The following is a 19,016-nucleotide window of genomic DNA, read 5'->3' as shown; positions in this document are numbered from 1 at the left end:
CCGATGAAGATGTTGATAGCTCATCCACGATGAGGTCGCCTGAGAGGCCAAGCGTTAGAGCCTGGTGCAATATCAAGGTTAAGAGAAATAACTTATTTATCCGCCTTGCCCGCCGCATCGGCAAGTTTGGCCAGCTGTTTGTCATACCAGGCCACCGGACGGTTCTCATCTTCCGCCCGCTCCTTGCGCCTGATTGCGTTGCGAACCGCCATGGCGCCCAGCCAGCGAAATGGCTCGGGCGGAAAGTAGCCGCGGGGGCCGCTGACCAGCGCGCAGTCGCGCCACGGCTTGTCCGCTTCCCGCACTTCATCGCGCACCAACGCTGCCAGGATCTGGCCGCCCATCCAGCTTTGCGCCACTCCGTTGCCGGAATAACCGAGGCCATAGACGATATTGGGCTGCCCTCGCCAGTGGCCGAAGAAGGGGAGACCGTCCACCGAGCGGTCGGAGGCGCCGCACCAGCTGGCGGCGATGGGCACCTCTTTGAGCGCCGGAAAGAAGCGGCGCAGGGTGCGGGTGAGGGGGGCAAGATAACGGCTCGGCGCATCAAACTCGGCCAGATGGCGGTTGGCAAAGGCGAAGGTGTTGCCCCCCTTGCCCAGCATCAGCCGACCTTGCGGGGTGGAGCGGTAGTAATGCACAAAGGTGCGGCCATCCACCACGGAGCGGCCGTGCTCAAGCTGCTGGGCAGCCAGTGCATCCGGCGCGGGGTCGGTTATCACCATATCGGAGGAGACCAGCACTATGCTGCGGCGAAACTCGCGAAAGTGCTGCACCATGGCGCTGTTGAGGGCCAGTACCACCTTGCGGGCACGTACCTCACCCTGCGGCGTTGGCACCCGCGCTGGCTGGCCCGCCTCAAGGCGCTGCATGGGGGAGTGCTCATAGACCTCGACCCCCAGTTCCCGCGCTACCCGCAGCAGGCCGCGCACCAAGAGCGCCGGTTGCACCGAGCCCGCGTGGGGGCTGTAGAGCCCCTCCAGATGAACGTGGGAACCGCTCTGGCTCGCCAGTTCACCCTCCGCAATCGCCTGCCACTGGTTAAGGTCGGCTCGCTGTAGCTCCCGCAATACCGGCTCCATCAGGCCGCGCTGGGCCTCGCTGGTGGCGGTGTAGCAGGTGCCCTCGACCCTCAGCTCTGCCTCTATGTTGTGCGTTTCGCAGAAGCGGGCGATCTCGTGTACCGCCTGCTCGGATCTTTGTACCAGCCAGGCAGCCTGCTGCTCGCCAAATAGGCGTTTTAAGGTCAGGTATTTGGCCGACCAGGTGAGCAGGCAGCCGCCGTTGCGCCCGGAGGCGCCGCTGCCGCAGCGATCTTTTTCCAGCACCATGATGCGTAAGGCAGGCTCGGTCTGTTTAAGGGCGATGGCGCTCCATAGCCCGGTAAAACCGCCACCGACGATGCAGACATCGGCCTCGTGGTTGCCGACTAGGGGCGTGGGCGGCGCGGGCTGTTCGGCGGCGAGCGCTTCGGCCAGCCAGAAGGGGAGAGTGGACATGATGACTCCTCGATAAGGTTATTGGTGGCGCCAGCGCTGGGTGCGATCCAGCAGGGCGCGGCTCAAAAAGAGCTGGAGCAGCTTGACGGTGGCGGCGGCCAGCAGGATCAGGGTGGCCATGGCGGCGGCCGCGGCGGTATCGCCGGAATCCTCCATGTTCAGCACGGCGATGGAGGCGAGCACGCTGTCGCTCGAGTAGAGGAAGATCACCGCCGAGGTGGTGGTCATGGCGTTGACGAACAGATAGATAAAGATCTCCAGCAGTGCGGGCAGGGAGGCGGGCAGGGTGACTCGCCAGAACGCCTTCCAGAGCGGAATGCGCAATGAGATGGCCACCAGCTCCAACTCCTTGGGCAATTGCTTGAGGCTGGTCAGCGCCGTCATATGACCCACCGTGTAGTAGTGGATGACGCAGGAGAGCACCATCAGTGGCAGAGTGCCGTAGAGGCCGCCAAAGAGCGGATTGCCGTTGAAAAAGAAGATATAACCCAGCCCCAGCACCATGCCGGGTACCGCCAGCGACAGCATGGCGAGCAGATGCAGCAATTGGCGCAGCGGCGCGAAGTGGCGTCCCTTCTCCTGCGCCCAGGCCAGCACCATCACCAGCGCGGTGCCGATCAGCGCGGTATAGAGGCCCAGCTGCAAGGTGTTGGTAAATGGCTGCCAGCCGTAGACGCTGTTGCTGTCAAAGGCGTAGTGATCCAGCGTCAGCCCGAGGTTGTAGGGCCAGAACTGCACCAGGGAGCCGTAAACCGCCATCCCCACCAGCGCCAGAAACAGCAGGGCCCAGAGCGTGCACCAACCGAGCGCCAGCAGATCTCGCAGCCGATGGGGTTTGGGTTGATGGGGCACCGCCTTGGTGCTGCTCTGCTCCTGCATCTTGCTGCGCACTCTGTGCTCCAGCGCAAAGCTCAAGAGTGCCGGCAGCAGCAGGGTGACGCTGGCAACGGCGCCCAGCGAGAAGTTCTGCATCCCGATCACCTGCCGGTAGATATCGGTGGCCAGCACGCTGTACTGGCCGCCAATCACCTTGGCAACCCCGAAGTCGCAGATGGTGAGGGTGAAGACGGCGATGGCGGCGCTGAGCAGGCCATAACGGGCGGTAGGCAGGGTGACGGTGACAAAGGTACGCCAGCCGCTGCTGCCCAGCACCCGGGAGGCTTCATAGAGGCGGGCATCGCTCTGACCCAGCGCCGTGATAAGGATCATCAGGGCGTGAGGGAAGCACCAGAAGCCAAGACCGATGACGATGCCGATGGGGCCGTAGATGCTCTCGCCGCCGAGCAGCCCCTTGGCGATCCCCTGATTGCCAAACCAGTAGACCAGACTGATGGCGGGCAACAGGGAGGGCATCAACAGCGGGATCAAACCGATGAGGCGAAACAGGGGCTTGCCCGGCATACAGGTGCGGGTGAGGGCGTAGGCGTAGCCAAAGGCGATGGTCACCACCAGCGCGGTGATCAGCACCCCGAGCCAGAGGGTGTTGCCGATGGTGCGCCCCAGATGAGGGGAGTCGAAGTAGGCGCTGAAGTTGGCAACGCCCACCCAGAGGCCGTTCTCATCCTGCAGACTCTTTTGCAGCATGGTGAGCAGTGGCAGCAGCAGACCGCCGCTGAGCAGGGCGATACCGAGCACCAGCAGGAACAGTTGCAGCAGCTGATCCCGGCTCCAGCCGCGACAGAGCCGCTGCCAGCGAGAGTCTTGGCGGGCTGTCACTGGTGGCAGCAGGGAGGAGGTCGCAAAGGGGGCTGTCATGGGCGATCTCCTTCAAACAGCTGCATCGCTTCGGCGGGCCAGTGCAGCGAGCAGCGCATGCCGCTGCGCCAGCCACCTTGTTCGTGGCGGGGCAGCTCGTGGGTCGGGCGCTCCACCAGGATCTGCTGCGGGCCCAGATAGGTGTCGGCGGTGCAGATAAGACGCTGGGCGGCGCCGAGAAACTCCACCTGATCGATGGTTGCTTCAATGCCATGTTGGCCAAGATGCGGCTCGCTCGGCGCACTCAGGGTGATTGCCTCGGGGCGGATCGCCACCTGCAATTTGCTGCCGGCTGCGGCCTGATTGGCGAGTTGCAGCGGTTGTTCGTTGAGGCGCACCTGAGTGGGGCTCAGCACCAGGGTCTCTAGGAAGTTCATGGTACCGACAAAGCTTGCCACGAAGCGGCTGGCAGGCTGGTGGTAGATCTCCTGTGGAGTGCCCACCTGCACGATGCGGCCGCCCTCCATCACCACGATGCGATCGGCCATGGTCAGCGCCTCTTCCTGATCGTGGGTCACCATGATGGTGGTGATGCCAAGGCGCTGCTGCAGGGCGCGGATCTCGCTGCGAAGATGGGTGCGCACCAGCGCATCCAGCGCGCTGAGCGGTTCGTCCAGCAACAGCAGGCCGGGGGAGAGGGCCAGCGCCCGGGCCAGCGCCACCCGCTGCTGCTGGCCGCCGGAGATCTGGCTCGGGTATTTGTGGGACTGGGCCGTGAGATCCACCAGCCCCAGCCAGTGATCGACCCGCTCCTTGATGAGATCCCGCGCCAGCCCCTGATTCTCAAGGCCGAAGGCGATGTTCTGGGCCACCGTCAAGTTGGGGAAGAGGGCATAGGATTGAAACACGATGCCAAAATCGCGCTCCTGGGGCGGCAGGCGGGAGATATTGCGCCCCCCTTGCCAGATCTCGCCGTTGTCCGGCAAATCCAGCCCGGCGATGGCTCTGAGCAGAGTGGTCTTGCCGCAGCCGGAGGGGCCGAGAAAGCAGATAAACTCCCCCGGCTCAATGGTCAGAGAGATCCCCTTGAGGGCCTGAAAAGCACCGAACTGCTTGTTGAGATGTTGAATGTCCAGATAGGGCTGGGTCATGGTTCGACTCGCTACTGATTTGGTATATACCAGTTTGTGGGTGAAGTGTGACGGTCAGGTGATCGGGGGATGACAGCTTGATGACAGTCAAATGACATCGGGTCGCCAGCAAGTGGCTGGGCACTGTGCGAATGGACTAAGCATCGCTAATTGAAGGCAATGTAAACTGGGGAAGTTAAAACCAAAAAGCGAAGGCCAACAGCTGTTGGCCTTCGACTGGCAGTTTATTGGCAGCGGTGTGTCTGGCGTGAACAAACCGCCGACCCTCACGCTTACTGCTTGGCTTCGGTCTTGCCGTCAAAGCTGGCGCTCCACTGGGCCAGGATGGTATTGCGCTCGCGGGCAGCCCAGCTAAAGTCGTTGTCGATCATCTGGCCTTTGATATCCGCCGGATAGCCCGCTCTCGGTTGGGCTACATCGGGGATGGCGACCACGGCGAACGACTTGTTGTAGAGGGCGTTGGCCTGTTCGGTGGCGGCAAAGTCGAGCAGCTGTTTGGCGGCTTCCAGCTTGGGGGTGCCCTTGATGATGGCGGCGGCTTCCATATCCCAGCCCGACCCCTCTTTCGGGAACACCACCTCGATGGGGGCACCCTTGGCCTTGAGGCTGGTAGCCGGGAAGTCGAAGGAGATACCGATCACCGTTTCACCGCTGGCGGCCAGCTTGCAGGGGGCGGAGCCCGAGTGGGTGTAACGGTCGATGTTCTGGTGCAGGCCGTTCATGAATTGCCAGCCCTGCTGCTCACCCATTGTCTGCAGCCAGCCCGCAACGCTCAGGTAACCGGTGCCGGAGGAGCTGGGGTTGGGCATGATCACCTTGCCCTTGTAGATGGGCTTGGTGAGGTCGGCCCAGCTGGTGGGCGCCGGGATCCCCTGTTTTTCCGCCTCTACCTTGTTGAAGCAGATGGCGCTGAAGAAGGCGTCCAGACCGATCCAGTGCGGCTCGGCCTTGCTGTCGCGAAAGCGGCTGTCGAGATTCTCCAGTCCTTTCGGTGCATAGGCATTGAGCATCTGCTGCTGATCGAGCTGCATCAGGCTGGTAGCCGCCAGTCCCCACACCACATCTGCTTTGGGCTGGGCTTTTTCTGCCAGCAAGCGGGCGGTGACCACGCCGGTGGAGTCACGCACCCATTTGATGTTGATGTCCGGATGCTGGCGCTCGAACGCGGTTTTCAGCTCGTTGAGCTGCTCCGGTTCGAAGGCGGTGTAGACGGTGAGATCGGTCGCGGCCAGTGCCGGGGCGGTCATGGCAGCCAGCACGGCGGCGGCCAGCAGATGGGTTCCCTGTTTCATCCTCTTCTCCAGTTAAATTGGTTTGGTATAAACCAGATTGGTCGAGAGAGAGGCTAGGGGATCTTTATGACGTGACCGTGACAGCCCCGTGACGTTTTGCCGTTCCTGATTTATCCGTGACTAATCCTGGGTATCCACTTCGATCTCCAGGCTGTCGTGGCGCCAGTACTCCAGATCGAAGTCGAGCACCCGTCCGTGCTGATCGAAGTTGAGCCGCTCGAGGCGCAGGGCGGGCAGGCCGGCGGTGGCTCCCAGCGCCTTGGCCACCTCGTCCGGCAGGGCGGTGGGGAAGAAACGCACCTGCATGCGGGCGTAGTGAAGATCGTAATGGGCCTGATAGATCTCGGTCAGGCTGCCGTTGAGATCCAGCTCCAGCAGGCCCGGGACCCGCTCTGGCAGGCAGTGGTTCTCGCAGTAGCAGATGGCGCGCCCGTTGGCGTAGCGCAGCCGTTTTAGCAGAAACAGGCTGTCGAACGGCTTGAGCTGCAGTTGCGCCATCAACGCGGGCGGCACCGCCTGGCGGCTTTTCTCCAGCAGCTTGGTACGCGGCTCACCCCCTTGCTCCCGCACTATCTGGTGAAAGTTGGAGGTGCGTCTGGGGTTCAAGCGAAAGCGCGGCGGGGTGACGAACCAGCCGCGGCGATCCTCCCGATAGATAAGGCCGTTTGCCTCCAGCTGAACCAGTGCCTCGCGAATGGTAACCCGGGTGGTGCCATAGAGTTCCCCCAGCAGCCGCTCGGAGGGGAGCTTGTCGTTGGGGGCCAGGCCCCCCGCCAGGATCTGGTTGGCGAGGGCATCCTTGATCTGCAGATATTGGGGTTTGCTCATGAAAATCCCTGGTTTTGCAATAAGTTGTGCAATGAGTTGGGCAATGGGCTGGGCACAGGGCAGGTCATCTGCCCGGTCGTTAAAGGGCAACATCAACATGCGTTGGTAGATACCAGCGTCGCCCCTGTTGTTCAGGCTTCCTAGATTATCGCGATCCCGGCGCTGAAAATGAATTTTTTGTTGCACGTAGCGCCACCCATTTGACCTTGACGGGGCAGTTACCCACAATGCGCCCACTATGGTATATACCAAAAAGGAGCGAAGTCATGACCCATATTCCTGCGGCCCCCGCCGCCGTCGATTACCTGCTGCTGACCCCGGGCCCCCTCTCGACCACCGCGACGGTGCGCGCCGCCATGCTGCAAGACAGCTGTACCTGGGATGCGGACTACAACCAGGGGGTGGTGGAGCCCATCCGCCGCGAGCTGGTGCGGCTGGCAACTGGCCCTGAATATGAAAGTGACTACAGCGCCGTGCTGCTGCAGGGGAGTGGCAGCTATGTGGTGGAGAGCGTACTGGGCTCGGCGATAGGCGTCGATGAGTGTCTGCTGATCATCAACAACGGCGCCTACGGTGCCCGCATGGGGGAGATGGCCCGCTGCCTTGGCCTGCGTCACCACGAGCTGGATTGCGGCGAGACCACCCGCCCGGAGCCCGCCGCCATCGAGGCGATGCTGGCGCGCCACCCCGAGATCACTCATCTGGCCATGGTGCACTGCGAGACCACCACCGGCATGCTCAATCCGCTCGATGAGGTAGCTGAGCTCTGCCAGCGCCGCGGCATTCGCCTGATCGTCGATGCCATGAGCAGCTTTGGCGGTATCCCCATCGACATGGGACGCCTTGGCATCGAGTTTCTTATCAGCTCGGCCAACAAGTGCATTCAGGGGGTGCCGGGTTTTGGCTTCGTCATCGCTCGCCGCGCCGCGTTGGCGGCCTGTGCCGGGCGCGCCCGCTCGGTCTCCCTCGACCTGCATGCCCAGTGGCAGACCATGGAGCAGCAGGGGGGCAAGTGGCGCTTTACCTCGCCCACCCATACCGTGCTTGCCTTTGCCCAGGCCCTGCGCGAGCTGAACGAGGAGGGGGGCATTGAAGCCCGTCATCAGCGCTACCGCGAGAATCAGCGCACGCTGGTGGCGGGGATGGCGGCGCTCGGCTTTGCGCCGCTGCTGCCAGAAAAATGGCAATCTCCCATCATCACCGCCTTTTACTCTCCGGCCCACCCTGACTACCGCTTCGCCGACTTCTACCAGCGGCTCAAGGCGCAGGGTTTTGTTATCTATCCAGGCAAGGTCTCCCAGGCCGATTGCTTCCGTATCGGCAATATCGGCGACGTGACCCCTGAGCGGGTGCGCGATCTGCTCGCCGCCATGGCCAGCGCCTGCTACTGGCAAGGGGACGCGCGATGACCAGCATGCTGGCTCAGGGTCGTGATCTGCGTGGCCGCGATTTGCATGACCATAAGCTGCACGGCAGCGGCCGTGCCGACAGCGAAGGGGATATCAACCTCGGCGAGGGGCGGGCGCGTTGGTGGGCGGGCCAGAGCGAAGATGTACGGGCAGGATTGGCGGAGGATAGCCGCTATTTCCTCCATCAGGCGCTCTCTACCCCCTGTCTGGATCTGCTTGAGCGCGCGCAGGGGAGCTGGTTGACCAGTGTATCGGGCAAGCGTTACCTCGATTTTCACGGCAACAGCGTTCATCAGCTGGGTCACGGTCACCCCAGGGTGGTGGCCGCGGTGCAGCAGCAACTCGCCGATCTGCCGTTCGCGCCCCGCCGCTACACCCATCAGGTTGCCATCGACTGCGCCCGCACCCTGGCCGAGCTGGCTCCCGGCGATCTCAACCGGGTGCTGTTCGCCCCCGGCGGCAGCGAGGTGGTGGGGATTGCCTTGAAGCTTGCCCGTTTCATCACTGGCAACAGCAAGGTGGTGTCCCTGTGGGATGCCTTTCACGGCGCCTCCCTCGATGCCATCTCGGTCGGCGGCGAGGCCTGTTTTCGCGCCGGTATGGGCCCGCTGATGGCCGGGGTGGAGCGCATCCCGCCACCCACCCGCTATCGCGGTATCTGGTATCGCGGGGAGGGGGATGACCTGCACTACGCCGATTATCTGGAATACGTCATCGAGAAGGAGGGAAGGATCGGCGCCTTTATCGCCGAGCCCATCCGCAACACTGACGTGCAGGTGCCCTCGAAGGCCTACTGGCAGCGGGTGCGAGAGATCTGCGATCGCCACAAGGTGCTGCTGATCGTCGACGAGATCCCCAACGCCCTGGGCCGCACCGGCCACTGGTTCAGCTTTGAAGAGTTCGGCATCGAACCCGACATCATCTGTCTGGGGAAGGGGCTGGGGGGCGGGGTGGTACCGTTTGCAGCGCTCATCACCCGCGACCGTTTCAATCAGGCCGCAGCTATTTCGCTCGGTCACTACACCCACGAGAAGAGCCCTATCGGCTGCGCGGCGGCCCTCGCGACCATCGCGACCATCCGCGAAGAGGGGTTGCTGGCAAAAGCGCAGGAGGATGGCCGCTTTATGGCGGCAGAGCTCGGCAAGTTGGCCGAACGTCACCCGCTGATCGGGCAGGTGCGCGGTATCGGTATGCTTTGGGCGCTCGATCTGGTGGTCGATCACCAAAGTCGCACCCGCAACAGCCAGGCCGCCGAACGGCTGCTCTACCGCTGTCTGGAGCTGGGGCTCAGCTTCAAGGTCTCCCAGGGCAACGTTATCCAGCTCTCGCCACCGCTCAATATCGCCCGCGCCGATCTGGTGCGCGCCATCACCATTCTCGATCGCGCCCTTGGCGAGATCGCACTTTCACCGAAACAGGAACATCACCATGACTGACTTGCAGACTGCCATCGACCCGACCACCGACGTGGAGGCGCTGATCCTCGACTGGGCCGGCACCGTCGTCGATTTCGGCTCCTTCGCCCCTACCTCCATCTTCGTCGAGGCCTTCGCCCGCGCTTATGACTTTCCAGTGACCCTGGACGAAGCACGCCAGCCCATGGGTCTTGGCAAGTGGGATCATATCGCCGCGCTGGGCTGTCTGCCCTCGGTGGATGCGCGCTGGCAGGCCCGCTTTGGCCACCCCATGAGCCACGCCGAGGTGGACCACATTTATCACACCTTTATGCCGCTGCAGATTGCCGCCGTGACCCGCTTTGCCACCCCCATCCCCGGTGTGCTGCCGGTGTTGGACGCTCTGCGGGTGCAGGGGATGAAAATCGGCTCCTGCTCCGGTTATCCCCGTCCGGTGATGGAGGCGCTGGTACCTGCTGCGGCCGATCACGGCTACCGCCCGGATCACTGGGTCGCCACCGACGATCTCAAAGCCGGTGGTCGCCCCGGCCCCTGGATGGCGCTGGCCAACGTGATTGAGCTGGGAATAAGCGCCGTGCATCGCTGCATCAAGGTGGATGACGCCGTGCCGGGTATCAGCGAAGGGTTGAACGCGGGCATGTGGACGGTGGGGCTGTCGGTTTCCGGCAACGAATTTGGTGCCACCTGGGACGAGTTTGCCGCCATGAGTGAGGCTGAGATCGCCGCCCGGCGCGCACCGGCCGAGGCCAAACTGCGGGCGGCGGGGGCACACTATGTGATTGATACCCTGGCCGACATCGCCCCGGTTATCGCCGATATCAACCGTCGTCTGGCCGCTGGCGAGCGGCCGTAGGCCATCGGTGGGGTCTAACAAAAGCGCTTGGCTGGCTTGAGATACAACACGCCCCCATCCGGGGGCGTGTTGCATTTACAGGGGGAAGCCGCGCGCGGTCAGCGGATATCGATCCGCATCAGGGGAGAGGGGGCGTTGTCGACAAAGTGGTGCCAGATATGGTCGTAGAGTGCCTTCTGGCCGGGGAAACTCACCAGCGCCTTGGCCTCGGCCAGGGAACACCAGCGATATTCGGTGTGCTCGTCGTTGAGGGTCACCGCCTGATTGGGCGGGCAATAAATCACAAAGACCGGCACCATCTCTATCGTATTCAGGCTCGCCTCGTAAAACTGCTCCAGATACTGGCCGTTGTAGAGCTCGGTGACCCTGATACCCGTCTCTTCGCCAAACTCCCGAATAATGGTCTGCCAGCCGGTTTCACCCGCCTCCACCGTGCCCGCCACATGGCACCAGAAGCCCCCCTTGACCCGTTTCATCACCAGCAATTTTGTTTCGCCATCGACAGTGGTAAGGGCAACGCCGGAGACGGCCTTGCAGCGAATGGGGATCATGATGTGACTCCAGAGGTTGGCCAAAGAGAGCCGTATTGTTTGGCGGACGAGTCAGAGTGGCAAGTGATTTTACGGTCGGCACTGGTCTGTGCCGACGGGTAGGGCCAAAGTGACAGGAGGCGGTCAGCCCCCCATTATGCTTGCCGTCTGGATCGCCTCAATCAGCGCGGCTCGGTTGATGCGGGGGCGCTCTTCATCGAGCAGTTGCTGCCACAGGGCAATGGCCTGGCTGTAGCGGCCATGCAGGAAGTGATCGGAGGCGAGCAGCATCAGGGCGCTCACTTCCCCCGCGTCCTGCTTGAGGGCGCTATCGAGCAGGTGCAGTGCCTCGGGAGTCAGCTGCTGGCCCGCCTGATAGTAGAGCACGGTGGCCTGCGCGGCCTGGGTCGCTGCACTGGCGCTCCCCTCCAGCAGCGCGAGGCGCTGATAAGCGAGCAGGGCGTTGTCATATTCGCCCCGATAGAGATAGAGCTGGCCGAGCGCCGCCCAGCTGTCGAGATTGGCGGGGTTGCGCTGAAGTTTCTGATGCAGACTCCCCAGCTCCTTGTCTTGCAGATCCCGCGGGCTCAATCCCGCCAGCGGATCGGGACGGGATGCATAATCCTGCCATGCCTGATAGCGGCTGGTGCTGAGATACACAGCGGTAACGGCCGCGATGGCCAGGAGGCCAAGCAGCAACAAGGCCCGCCCGTGCCGGTTATTGCGACCGCGATTGTTATGCTGGTTGGCCAGTTGCGCGCGCAGGGCCAGCTCAGCCGCCGGGATAGCGCTGGCCAAGCGGGCGGCGCTCAGCTCCCTGTAGAGTGGTTGGTCGGGGGAGAGGCCTGCCTGCTCCCCGTGCATGATCAGCAAATTCAATTCGCTGCGCGGATCGGCGGCGGGTTGAGGGGGGGCCTCAACGATGGCCTTAACGACAGGGATGGGTTGTGCCTTTGTGCGCGTCAGGCGGCGAAACAGGGTCAACAGCGCCAGCCCCAACAGCAGCAGGGGACCGCCCCACAGCAGCGTCGTGTTGGCCTTGAAGGGGGGATCGTAGCGGACGAAATCGCCGAAGCGCTCCGTCATGCGGGCGATCACCTGCTCGTCAGACTGTCCCTCATCCACCCAGCGGTAGACTTCGAGTCGCAGATCCCGCGCGATGGGGGAGTTGGACTCCACCAGATTCTGGTTCTGGCACTGGGGGCAGCGCAGGGCGCGGGCCAGATCTTGCGCCCGATTTTGCAGCTCGGGGTGGCGAAACTGATAGGTATCGACCCCGCTGGAGTATGCAGTGGCACTCAGCAGCATGCCGAGGGCCAGCAGGGCGCAAGCAAGAGAGCGGCGCATCATGGCTGTGTCTCCCGAGCTGATGTTGCAATAGATGGCGCAATTGCGTGTGCCGTTGTAGCGGCCTTCATTTGCGCGTCGGTTCGCGCCTTGTCGAGCAGGGGGGCAAACTGGCGTTGCCAGATCCCTTTGGTAAGCTCGCCGGTATGGCGGGCTAGCAGGGTGCCATCGGCATCAAACAGATAGGTTTCCGGCGTGCCGTAGACGCCGAGCTCCAGCGCCAGTTTGCCGTTGGGGTCGGCCAGTACGGCGCGATAGGGGTTGCCCGCCTGGGTAAGCCAGGCGCGGGCGGCATCCCTCTTGTCCCGGTAGTTGAGACCGTAGAGGGGCACGGTGCCCGCGAGCTCGATGAGCAGCGGATGTTCGGCGCGGCAGTTGGTGCACCAGCTGGCCCAGACGTTAAGCACAAAGGGTTCGCCCTTGAGGCTGGCGGTCTGGATCGGACGCCCATCCAGCAGATTGTCGCTCTGCCACGCAGGCAGGGTACGCCCGAGCGTCGCCTCATCCTGGCTGTAGGGGTTGTTGCCAAGGCCGAGCCAGAGCAGGACGCCAAGTCCCAGAGTGAGCACGAGCGGCACGAACAGGCGCAGACGGGCATTCATAAGGACTCCTGCTCAAGCCGAGGGCAGGGGGCGGTAGCTGGCGCAGGATGGCTAGCCAGCAGCGGTCGGCGGGCGAGCAGACGCAGGGTGCCGCCTGCCATCATCAACAGGCCGCCGAGCCAGATCCAGCGCACCAGCGGCTTGTAGTGCAGCCGCATGGTATAGGCATCTGGCCCCATCTTCTCACCCAGCACCACGTAGAGATCGCCGAGCATTCCCCACGCGATGCCCGGTTCGTTCATGTTCATGGTGCGCACGCTGTAGTGGCGCCGCTCCGGCGTCAGCCGCGCCACCTCTTTACCGCTCTTGTGCACGCTAAGCGTGATCCGCTCGGCGGTATAGTTGGGGCCGATGATCGGCTCGCTCCCCTCATAGCGAAACTCGAAGGCGCCGAGCCGATAGGGCTGGCCTGCGGCGAGTACGGCGCCCCCCTCCTGACTGTGGTGACTCACCTGCGCGATGCCAAGGGCGCACACCGCCACCCCGAGGTGGGTGAGCAAGCTGCCGAGCCGATTGAGGGTGAGCTCGCGCCGCGACGTCGGCTGCAAGAGCGGGAGCAGCAGGCTGGCCATCAGCCAGAGGCTCACCATATTGGTGAGGATGCCGCTCCAGCTACCGGAAAACGATCCCTGTTCCAGATAGGCAAGGCTAAGCAACCCGCCGCCAAGCAGGGCAAACAGCGGTGGCAACAGAGCGTTGAGTCGGGAATGTGCCGCAAGCTGCTGCCAGCGCAGGCGTGGCAGCTGGGTCATCAGCGCCATCAGGCAGAGGGCCAGCGGCACGAAGATGGTATTGAAATAGGGGGCACCCACCGAGAGCGAGCCCAGATGGAGCGACTGGAACACCATGGGGTAGAAGGTGCCGAGCAGCACGCTGGCGCAGGCCACGCAGAGCAGCAGGATGGCGGCGCCGAGCAGCCCCTCCTTTGACAGCAAACCAAAGCGGGCATAGGGGGCGCGAATGTCTGCGCGCAGGGCAAACAGGGTGAGGGCGCAGGTCAATAGCAAACCGAGCAGCAACAAGAGGGTGAGGCCGCGGCTGGGGTCCACCGCAAAGGCGTGCACCGAGGTGAGTACCCCGGAGCGCACCACGAAGGTGCCGAGCAGGCTCAAGGCGAAGGTGAAGATGGAGAGCAACAGCACGGCGTGACTATAGGCGCCGCGCTTCTCGCAGACAATCAGGGCGTGCAGCAGGGCAGTGCCGAGCAGCCAGGGCAAGAGGGAGGCGTTTTCTACCGGATCCCAGAACCACCAGCCGCCCCAGCCGAGCTCGTAGTAGGCCCACCAGGAGCCCAGCACTATGCCGGCGGTGAGAAACACCCAGGAGCCGAGCGCCCAGGGGCGGCTCCAGTGGGCCACGGCGCCATCCAGTCTGCCCGAATGGAGCGCCGCCATGGCGAAGGCGAAGTTGACCGCAAAGCCGACGTAACCGAGATAGAGCAGGGGCGGGTGGATGATAAGGCCGATATCCTGCAGCATGGGGTTGAGATCGCGCCCCTCCAGCGGCCCCGGGAACTGGCGGTCAAACGGGCTGGAGAAGATCAGGGTATAGAGGGCGAACAGCCCGACGATCAGCCCCATGATGGCCAATACCCGGGCTGTAATAAGCGGATCGACCCGCCTGGAGCAAAGGGCCACCAGAGCGCCCCACAGCCCCAACGCAAAAACAAAAAAGAGCATGGAGCCCTCGTGACCGCCCCACACCGCCGCCAGCTTGAAGCCCAGCGGCAGGGCGCTGTTGGCGTGTTGGGCCACATAGCTGACGGTGAAATCATCCTGGGCAAAGCAGCTGGCGAGCAGCAGCAGGGAGGCCAATAGCAGGACGGCATTGATCAGCGCCAGCGGCGCTGCGCTGCGCAGCAGGGTCGGGGAGGCGAGCCGTAATCCCAGCCAAGGCAGTGTGCCCTGCAGCAAGGAGAGTGCCGCCGCCAGCAACAGTGAGAGATAGCCGAGCTCCGCCAGCACACAACCTCCAGTCAATCATTCGTCTATGTTATCCCCCAGCACCGTACCGGCGCTGGGGGATAACATCCACATTCTTGGCAACAACTCATCGCAACAAATAAGCGCCAGTCACCCGAAGGGCGGCTGGTGCTTATCCCCAGCTTTCAATAACCGGTTCACGATCCGTCGTGAGAGGTCGTCAGCAAGGTAAAGAGCAGCGCAGGAACCGCAATGTATGTGAATACATGAGGATTCCGAGCAGCACATGAGCCTTGATCACGGCCTCGCAACAGGAGCGTGAACCGGTTTTTAAACTACCGTCATCTGGCCGGCATAAAGCACGAAGTAGCGCAGCAGCAGGATCCCCACCAGGGTCAGGCTGCAGACCAGCACCAGATGGCTGTTTCGCTCCCGCAAGGGCGCCGGGGTCAGCAGGGCCAGCAGCTGGGGCAGCAGCATGCCGATGCCCACCACCCCGAGCCAGAACACCTGAGCCCAGAAGCCGCTGCCGATGGCGGCCCACATGGCCACCTCTTTCTGGCCGCCACCGAAGTAGAGGCCGGTAAAGAAGCAGACCAGCAGCAGCACCTCCACCGCCAGCACCGGCCGCTCGAAGCGATGCACGAAGCTCACCCCCTGGCTGTGATGGTTCTCCTTGAAGAGCGTCACCGCCAGCAAGATGGTGGAGGCGATACCTGAGCTGATGCCCGAGACCAGAAACAGCACCGGCAGCACCGGGTTGTTCAGGAGCGGATAGGTCTTGAGCGCAGAGAGCAGAAAGCCTGTGTAGGCCCCCAGCAGCACGGCGAGCAGCAGCAACAGCGGGGCCAGCAGCCGCTCGATGCGGGCAAGCCAGCCAATCAGCCCATCCACAAAAGCGAACTTCTCTTTCAGCAACCGGCTGCGCATTGTCTCGATCTCGGTGCGAAACACCACCGCCAGCCAGGCGAATAGCACCGCCATGTAGAGCTGAAACAGCATGACCCCCATCGACATCACGGAGTCGAACTGGTAGTGGAACATCAGCTTCCAGAAGGTCCAGGGGCGGGCCAGATGGAAGATAAGGATCAGCAGCCCCAATATCACGCTCGCTGGCGCCAGAATGGCGGTCGCTTTGATGATGCCGCTCTCGCTGCCTGCCCCCTTGCGGCGCAACAGCACCGAGAGGGTGGTGGCCCCGGCGGAGATGCCGAGCAGAAAGAGATAGATGGCGATGGGCCAGTCCCAGACCAGTGAAGGGAAGTGAAATGCGTCATGCCACATGGTCATTCCCTCCATCGGTTATTGCCGTGGTAGATGGCGATGGGGCAAATCCCCACACCAGCGAGGGGAAGTGAAATGCCGCTTGCATGGTCATGACGTTATCTCCCCTTTGGGCACGCGGTACATCTTGGGTGAGGTGCCGAGTGCTTGCTTGTAGCGATAGGTGGTCTCCTTCACCAGCCGTTGGGCGATGGGGCTGTCCGGATCATCCAGATTGCCGAACACCAGCGCCTTGGTGGGGCAGGACTCCACGCACGCTGGCTCCTTGCCCGCCGCCAGGTTGGTCTTGCGGCAAAAGTCGCACTTGTCTGCCACTCGGGTGACCGGGTTGATAAAGCGCACCTGATAGGGGCAGGCGGCGAGGCAATACATGCAGCCGACGCAGAGATCCGCGTCGACATCGACGATGCCATCCTCCTTGCGGATATGGGAGGCGCCGGTGGGGCAGACATGCACGCAGGGTGCGTTGTCGCAGTGCTGGCAGGACTTGCGAAAGAAGCGGTACTCGGCATCGGGAAATTCCCCGATGGGGCCTGAGCGGATGATCTCGAGGCGCGAGACCCCTTCTGGCACTTTGTTCACTTCCCGGCAGGCATCCATGCAAGCGGTGCAACCGATGCAGGCCGTCTCATCGTGGATCATGCCATAGCGTATCCCGTCGATGGTCTGGCTGTGGGCAAGGGGGGTGGCAAGGGAGCGGGTGTTGGCACGAGCAGTCCCCGTCATCATGATAAGGGCCCCTGCGCCCATGCCCGCCATAAAGTCACGGCGAGAGCAGCTCATGATGCCTCCTTGCCGGTAGCCGGTTTGGACTGCTCCTGCCGGGCCTTGCTGGCCTCATGCTGCTTGCTGTGGCAGTCGACGCAGAGCTTGATGCGGGATTTTTCCGGGATACCCACCATGGGCTCCTTGGCCGGATGCAACTGGTGACAGCTGGTGCAGGTGAGCTTGGTGGCGTGCACGTCGTGGGCCCAGAGCGCCTCGCGCAGTGGTTTGGGCTCGTGGCAGCTCATGCAGACCCCGTTCTGCTCGCTGATGGGATAAAGCTTGATGCTCTCTTTATCCTTCAGGCTGTGGCTAAAGCGCATCACATCCTTGACCCCTTCCCGGTGCTGGGGGGAGGGCTGGCCGTGGCAGCTGGTGCAGGTGACAGGTGCCAGGTTGTTGGGATTGGTCGCCTGACCATGCTTGCCGTGCATCCCCTCGCTCTGCTCCTTGTGACAGTCGGTGCAGGCCTTGTCGGGATTGCGTAAAAATTCCACCTCATGTGTAGCTGGTACAGGGGCTGCTGCCGGTTCGGCCGCCTGACCCTGCAGGCTGGTGAGCAGCATGGCTGCCATCAGCATCAGTCGTAAGAAATCCATCGTTAAATCACCCATAGGAAGCCTCCATCCATTGCGGGCCAGGTTTGGCCGGGCCCGCAGGCGCCGTTACTGTGCCAGCCGTCCGGCCGCTTTGGCCTCGGCATCCCAGGCGGGGACCGTGGTCTTGAGGAACTGGGCCTTGTCGCTGTTGAACTGCTTCATATCCATGCCAAGGGCGGCTTGCGCTTTCTCCTTGGTGGAGATGTCGGGGATGGCGATTTCGTGGCTGATCCCCTTGCTGGCCAACAGGCGCGCCAGCTTGGTGCGGGCGTCAGCGGCTTTATCCAGCGCGCCACCAAGTACCTTGAGGGCCACTTCGGGGGCGTGCATCTGCACCCCGTGGGAGGCGATGGCGTAGTCCCAGCGCCACTGGGCGTGACGGATGTCCTGCAGAATATCCTTCATCTCTGCCTCGGTGGCGCCGGCATCCCAGGCCGCCTTGGCTTCAAAGTGGGCGTGTACCAGCTGCTTCTCGACCTTCAGCTTGGTCTCGATCACCGCCTCTTTGCGCTGCTTGACGATCCCTTGCAGCATCTCCTTGCTCTGGGTGTGGCAGTTGCGGCAGGTCTGCTCGAAACGATCGAAGGGGTTGCCCACTTTGTGATCCGTGTAGACCTTGCCCTGCTCGTTCTGCACCTTGGGCATGTGGCAGTCGACACAGGCGACGTTGTTCTGGCCGTGAATGCCGGCGTGCCAGGTTTCGTACTCGGGGTGCTGGGCTTTCAGCATGGGGGTTTTGGAGAGGGCATGGGTCCAGTCGGCAAAGCCGATTTCATCGTAATAGGCCTCCATCTGCTCAACCGTGGTGCCCTTGTCCCAGGGGAATTTGACCGCCTTGGTGGGGCCGCTGAAGTAGTACTCCACGTGGCACTGGCCGCACACCTGGGACTGCTGATCAAAGCGCCCCTGCTCCTTGAATGGCTTGCCGATGGCGGTCATGGCCCGATCGGCATAGGGACGGGAGAGGTGCAGGGCTGGTTTACCCTCCTTGAACTCCTTCGAAGCGGTGTCGTGGCAGTCGGCGCAGCCGATGGTGTTGACTACTTCCGGCCCGCCCTTGGCCCACATCCCTTTGAAGTAGCCATCCTCACCTTTCTCATCGATAACGCGGGCCACGTCCGGGCCTTTACAGCTCCAGCAGGCCATCGGCAGGGGGCCATCTTCGGCGGTCTTCGGGGCGCCGGTACGCAGGGTTTCCCGCACGTCGGTCAGCGCATAGAAGTGGCCACGCGGTTTGTTGTAATCCTTGGCGAAGGGGTAACCGCCCCACAGCACCACCATATTGGGATCTTCCGCCAGCGCATCGGTGCGTTCCCTGCTTTCGCTGGTGGCTTGCCAGCTGGTGAACTGATCGGCGTGATCCTTGGCGAACAGCTCGCTGCGCGCCTCTATCTTGCCCTTGGTGGTTGCGTCATCAGCCAGTGCCAAGCCGCTGGCGTCAAGCCAGCTGGTCAGCAGCAGGGCGGCGAGGCCCAGTTTGATATGCCTGTGTTGTGAACCCACGTTTATCACTCCCAGATAAATGTTTTGGTCTCGTCTGACCCGTTCCATCTTGGTGTGGATCTTCCCCCGTCGGCGGGGTGGGCAGACATTCGCTTGCGGGTGAATAAAACCGCGCAATATATGATTGCTCGAGGGTTACCCTAACAAATAGGTAAATTTAATGATGATTTATCGGAGGGAGAGTTGTGCCAGATCAATTGGTGCACAGGATTGATCGCTGAAATGAGATCTGGATTAAATTTTATGGAAACTCAACTTCTTGTTAACTGCAGAGCATTAGATGGCAGGCGTTTGATCGATACAGTTACGTACTGGCAATTTT

The 19,016-nt window shown here is 62.6% G+C and carries 16 protein-coding genes; 3 read left to right on the top strand and 13 right to left on the bottom strand.

Annotation, left to right across the window (positions count from 1 at the left end):
- Positions 1–92: 92 nt before the first annotated feature.
- The 5 genes from ACTG27_RS07210 to phnR form a co-directional block, all read right to left on the bottom strand.
- Complete coding sequence (locus ACTG27_RS07210; protein WP_439979405.1) at positions 93–1,499, bottom strand: FAD-dependent oxidoreductase; 1,407 nt, start codon at positions 1,497–1,499, stop codon at positions 93–95.
- Positions 1,500–1,517: 18 nt separating this feature from the next.
- Entirely contained in the window at positions 1,518–3,254 is a 1,737-nt protein-coding gene (locus ACTG27_RS07205) for a putative 2-aminoethylphosphonate ABC transporter permease subunit (protein WP_439979404.1), read from the bottom strand.
- On the bottom strand, positions 3,251–4,345 hold the full coding sequence (locus tag ACTG27_RS07200) for a putative 2-aminoethylphosphonate ABC transporter ATP-binding protein (protein WP_439979403.1): 1,095 nt from the start codon (positions 4,343–4,345) through the stop codon (positions 3,251–3,253). The genes ACTG27_RS07205 and ACTG27_RS07200 overlap by 4 nt, the downstream gene beginning before the upstream one ends.
- 272 nt (positions 4,346–4,617) lie before the next feature.
- Positions 4,618–5,637 (bottom strand): putative 2-aminoethylphosphonate ABC transporter substrate-binding protein, encoded by a 1,020-nt coding sequence (locus tag ACTG27_RS07195; protein ID WP_439979402.1) that lies wholly within the window; start codon positions 5,635–5,637, stop codon positions 4,618–4,620.
- 120 nt (positions 5,638–5,757) lie between these two features.
- Positions 5,758–6,465, bottom strand: coding sequence for a phosphonate utilization transcriptional regulator PhnR (phnR, locus tag ACTG27_RS07190; protein WP_064335908.1), 708 nt, complete (start codon positions 6,463–6,465; stop codon positions 5,758–5,760).
- Positions 6,466–6,731: 266 nt separating this feature from the next.
- Here phnR and phnW point away from each other — a divergent pair, with 266 nt between their 5' ends.
- Genes phnW through phnX form a run of 3 tightly spaced genes read left to right on the top strand, consistent with a single transcriptional unit; the run spans position 6,732 to position 10,142 of the window.
- Positions 6,732–7,874, top strand: coding sequence for a 2-aminoethylphosphonate--pyruvate transaminase (gene phnW / locus ACTG27_RS07185; RefSeq protein WP_439979401.1), 1,143 nt, complete (start codon positions 6,732–6,734; stop codon positions 7,872–7,874).
- On the top strand, positions 7,871–9,310 hold the full coding sequence (locus tag ACTG27_RS07180; RefSeq protein ID WP_439979400.1) for an aspartate aminotransferase family protein: 1,440 nt from the start codon (positions 7,871–7,873) through the stop codon (positions 9,308–9,310). Before phnW ends, ACTG27_RS07180 begins: the two co-directional genes overlap by 4 nt.
- Positions 9,303–10,142 (top strand): phosphonoacetaldehyde hydrolase, encoded by an 840-nt coding sequence (gene phnX, locus ACTG27_RS07175; RefSeq protein WP_439979399.1) that lies wholly within the window; start codon positions 9,303–9,305, stop codon positions 10,140–10,142. Before ACTG27_RS07180 ends, phnX begins: the two co-directional genes overlap by 8 nt.
- A gap of 98 nt (positions 10,143–10,240) precedes the next feature.
- On the opposite strand, the gene ACTG27_RS07170 is transcribed toward phnX, so the two are convergent.
- The 8 genes from ACTG27_RS07170 to nrfA form a co-directional block, all read right to left on the bottom strand.
- On the bottom strand, positions 10,241–10,693 hold the full coding sequence (locus ACTG27_RS07170; RefSeq protein WP_439979398.1) for an NUDIX hydrolase: 453 nt from the start codon (positions 10,691–10,693) through the stop codon (positions 10,241–10,243).
- 123 nt (positions 10,694–10,816) lie between these two features.
- The gene (gene nrfF, locus ACTG27_RS07165; RefSeq protein WP_439979397.1) at positions 10,817–12,022 is read right to left on the bottom strand and encodes a heme lyase NrfEFG subunit NrfF; all 1,206 of its coding nucleotides are present in this window, start codon (positions 12,020–12,022) and stop codon (positions 10,817–10,819) included.
- Entirely contained in the window at positions 12,019–12,621 is a 603-nt protein-coding gene (locus ACTG27_RS07160) for a DsbE family thiol:disulfide interchange protein (protein ID WP_159159118.1), read from the bottom strand. Before ACTG27_RS07160 ends, nrfF begins: the two co-directional genes overlap by 4 nt.
- Positions 12,618–14,585: a heme lyase NrfEFG subunit NrfE gene (gene nrfE, locus ACTG27_RS07155; RefSeq protein WP_439979396.1), complete on the bottom strand. Its 1,968-nt coding sequence runs from the start codon at positions 14,583–14,585 to the stop codon at positions 12,618–12,620. Before nrfE ends, ACTG27_RS07160 begins: the two co-directional genes overlap by 4 nt.
- 288 nt (positions 14,586–14,873) lie before the next feature.
- A complete protein-coding gene (gene nrfD / locus ACTG27_RS07150) occupies positions 14,874–15,827 on the bottom strand; it encodes a cytochrome c nitrite reductase subunit NrfD (protein WP_439979395.1) in 954 nt (317 codons plus the stop codon).
- A gap of 90 nt (positions 15,828–15,917) precedes the next feature.
- Positions 15,918–16,610, bottom strand: a complete 693-nt coding sequence (gene nrfC, locus ACTG27_RS07145) for a cytochrome c nitrite reductase Fe-S protein (RefSeq protein WP_139732247.1) — start codon at positions 16,608–16,610, stop codon at positions 15,918–15,920.
- On the bottom strand, positions 16,607–17,206 hold the full coding sequence (gene nrfB, locus ACTG27_RS07140) for a cytochrome c nitrite reductase pentaheme subunit (RefSeq protein ID WP_421289575.1): 600 nt from the start codon (positions 17,204–17,206) through the stop codon (positions 16,607–16,609). Before nrfB ends, nrfC begins: the two co-directional genes overlap by 4 nt.
- Positions 17,207–17,257: 51 nt before the next feature.
- Positions 17,258–18,694 carry an ammonia-forming nitrite reductase cytochrome c552 subunit gene (nrfA, locus tag ACTG27_RS07135; RefSeq protein WP_407704230.1) on the bottom strand — a complete coding sequence of 479 codons (1,437 nt, stop codon included), beginning with the start codon at positions 18,692–18,694 and terminating at the stop codon, positions 17,258–17,260.
- Between the last annotated feature and the right edge of the window lie 322 nt (positions 18,695–19,016).

It is taken from the genome of Aeromonas sp. 97A (assembly GCF_051919185.1).
GTDB lineage: Bacteria > Pseudomonadota > Gammaproteobacteria > Enterobacterales > Aeromonadaceae > Aeromonas > Aeromonas veronii.
Note: the sequence above shows the minus strand (reverse complement) of the source record. Positions and strands in the feature narration are given on the sequence as shown.

Bases quoted from the DNA above. Each gene is read 5' to 3' on its own strand.
- ACTG27_RS07210 (WP_439979405.1), bottom strand. From the start codon at position 1,499: ATGTCCACTCTCCCCTTCTGGCTGGCCGAAGCGCTCGCCGCCGAACAG.
- ACTG27_RS07205 (WP_439979404.1), bottom strand. From the start codon at position 3,254: ATGACAGCCCCCTTTGCGACCTCCTCCCTGCTGCCACCAGTGACAGCC.
- ACTG27_RS07200 (WP_439979403.1), bottom strand. From the start codon at position 4,345: ATGACCCAGCCCTATCTGGACATTCAACATCTCAACAAGCAGTTCGGT.
- ACTG27_RS07195 (WP_439979402.1), bottom strand. From the start codon at position 5,637: ATGAAACAGGGAACCCATCTGCTGGCCGCCGCCGTGCTGGCTGCCATG.
- phnR (WP_064335908.1), bottom strand. From the start codon at position 6,465: ATGAGCAAACCCCAATATCTGCAGATCAAGGATGCCCTCGCCAACCAG.
- phnW (WP_439979401.1), top strand. From the start codon at position 6,732: ATGACCCATATTCCTGCGGCCCCCGCCGCCGTCGATTACCTGCTGCTG.
- ACTG27_RS07180 (WP_439979400.1), top strand. From the start codon at position 7,871: ATGACCAGCATGCTGGCTCAGGGTCGTGATCTGCGTGGCCGCGATTTG.
- phnX (WP_439979399.1), top strand. From the start codon at position 9,303: ATGACTGACTTGCAGACTGCCATCGACCCGACCACCGACGTGGAGGCG.
- ACTG27_RS07170 (WP_439979398.1), bottom strand. From the start codon at position 10,693: ATGATCCCCATTCGCTGCAAGGCCGTCTCCGGCGTTGCCCTTACCACT.
- nrfF (WP_439979397.1), bottom strand. From the start codon at position 12,022: ATGATGCGCCGCTCTCTTGCTTGCGCCCTGCTGGCCCTCGGCATGCTG.
- ACTG27_RS07160 (WP_159159118.1), bottom strand. From the start codon at position 12,621: ATGAATGCCCGTCTGCGCCTGTTCGTGCCGCTCGTGCTCACTCTGGGA.
- nrfD (WP_439979395.1), bottom strand. From the start codon at position 15,827: ATGTGGCATGACGCATTTCACTTCCCTTCACTGGTCTGGGACTGGCCC.
- nrfC (WP_139732247.1), bottom strand. From the start codon at position 16,610: ATGAGCTGCTCTCGCCGTGACTTTATGGCGGGCATGGGCGCAGGGGCC.
- nrfB (WP_421289575.1), bottom strand. From the start codon at position 17,206: ATGGGTGATTTAACGATGGATTTCTTACGACTGATGCTGATGGCAGCC.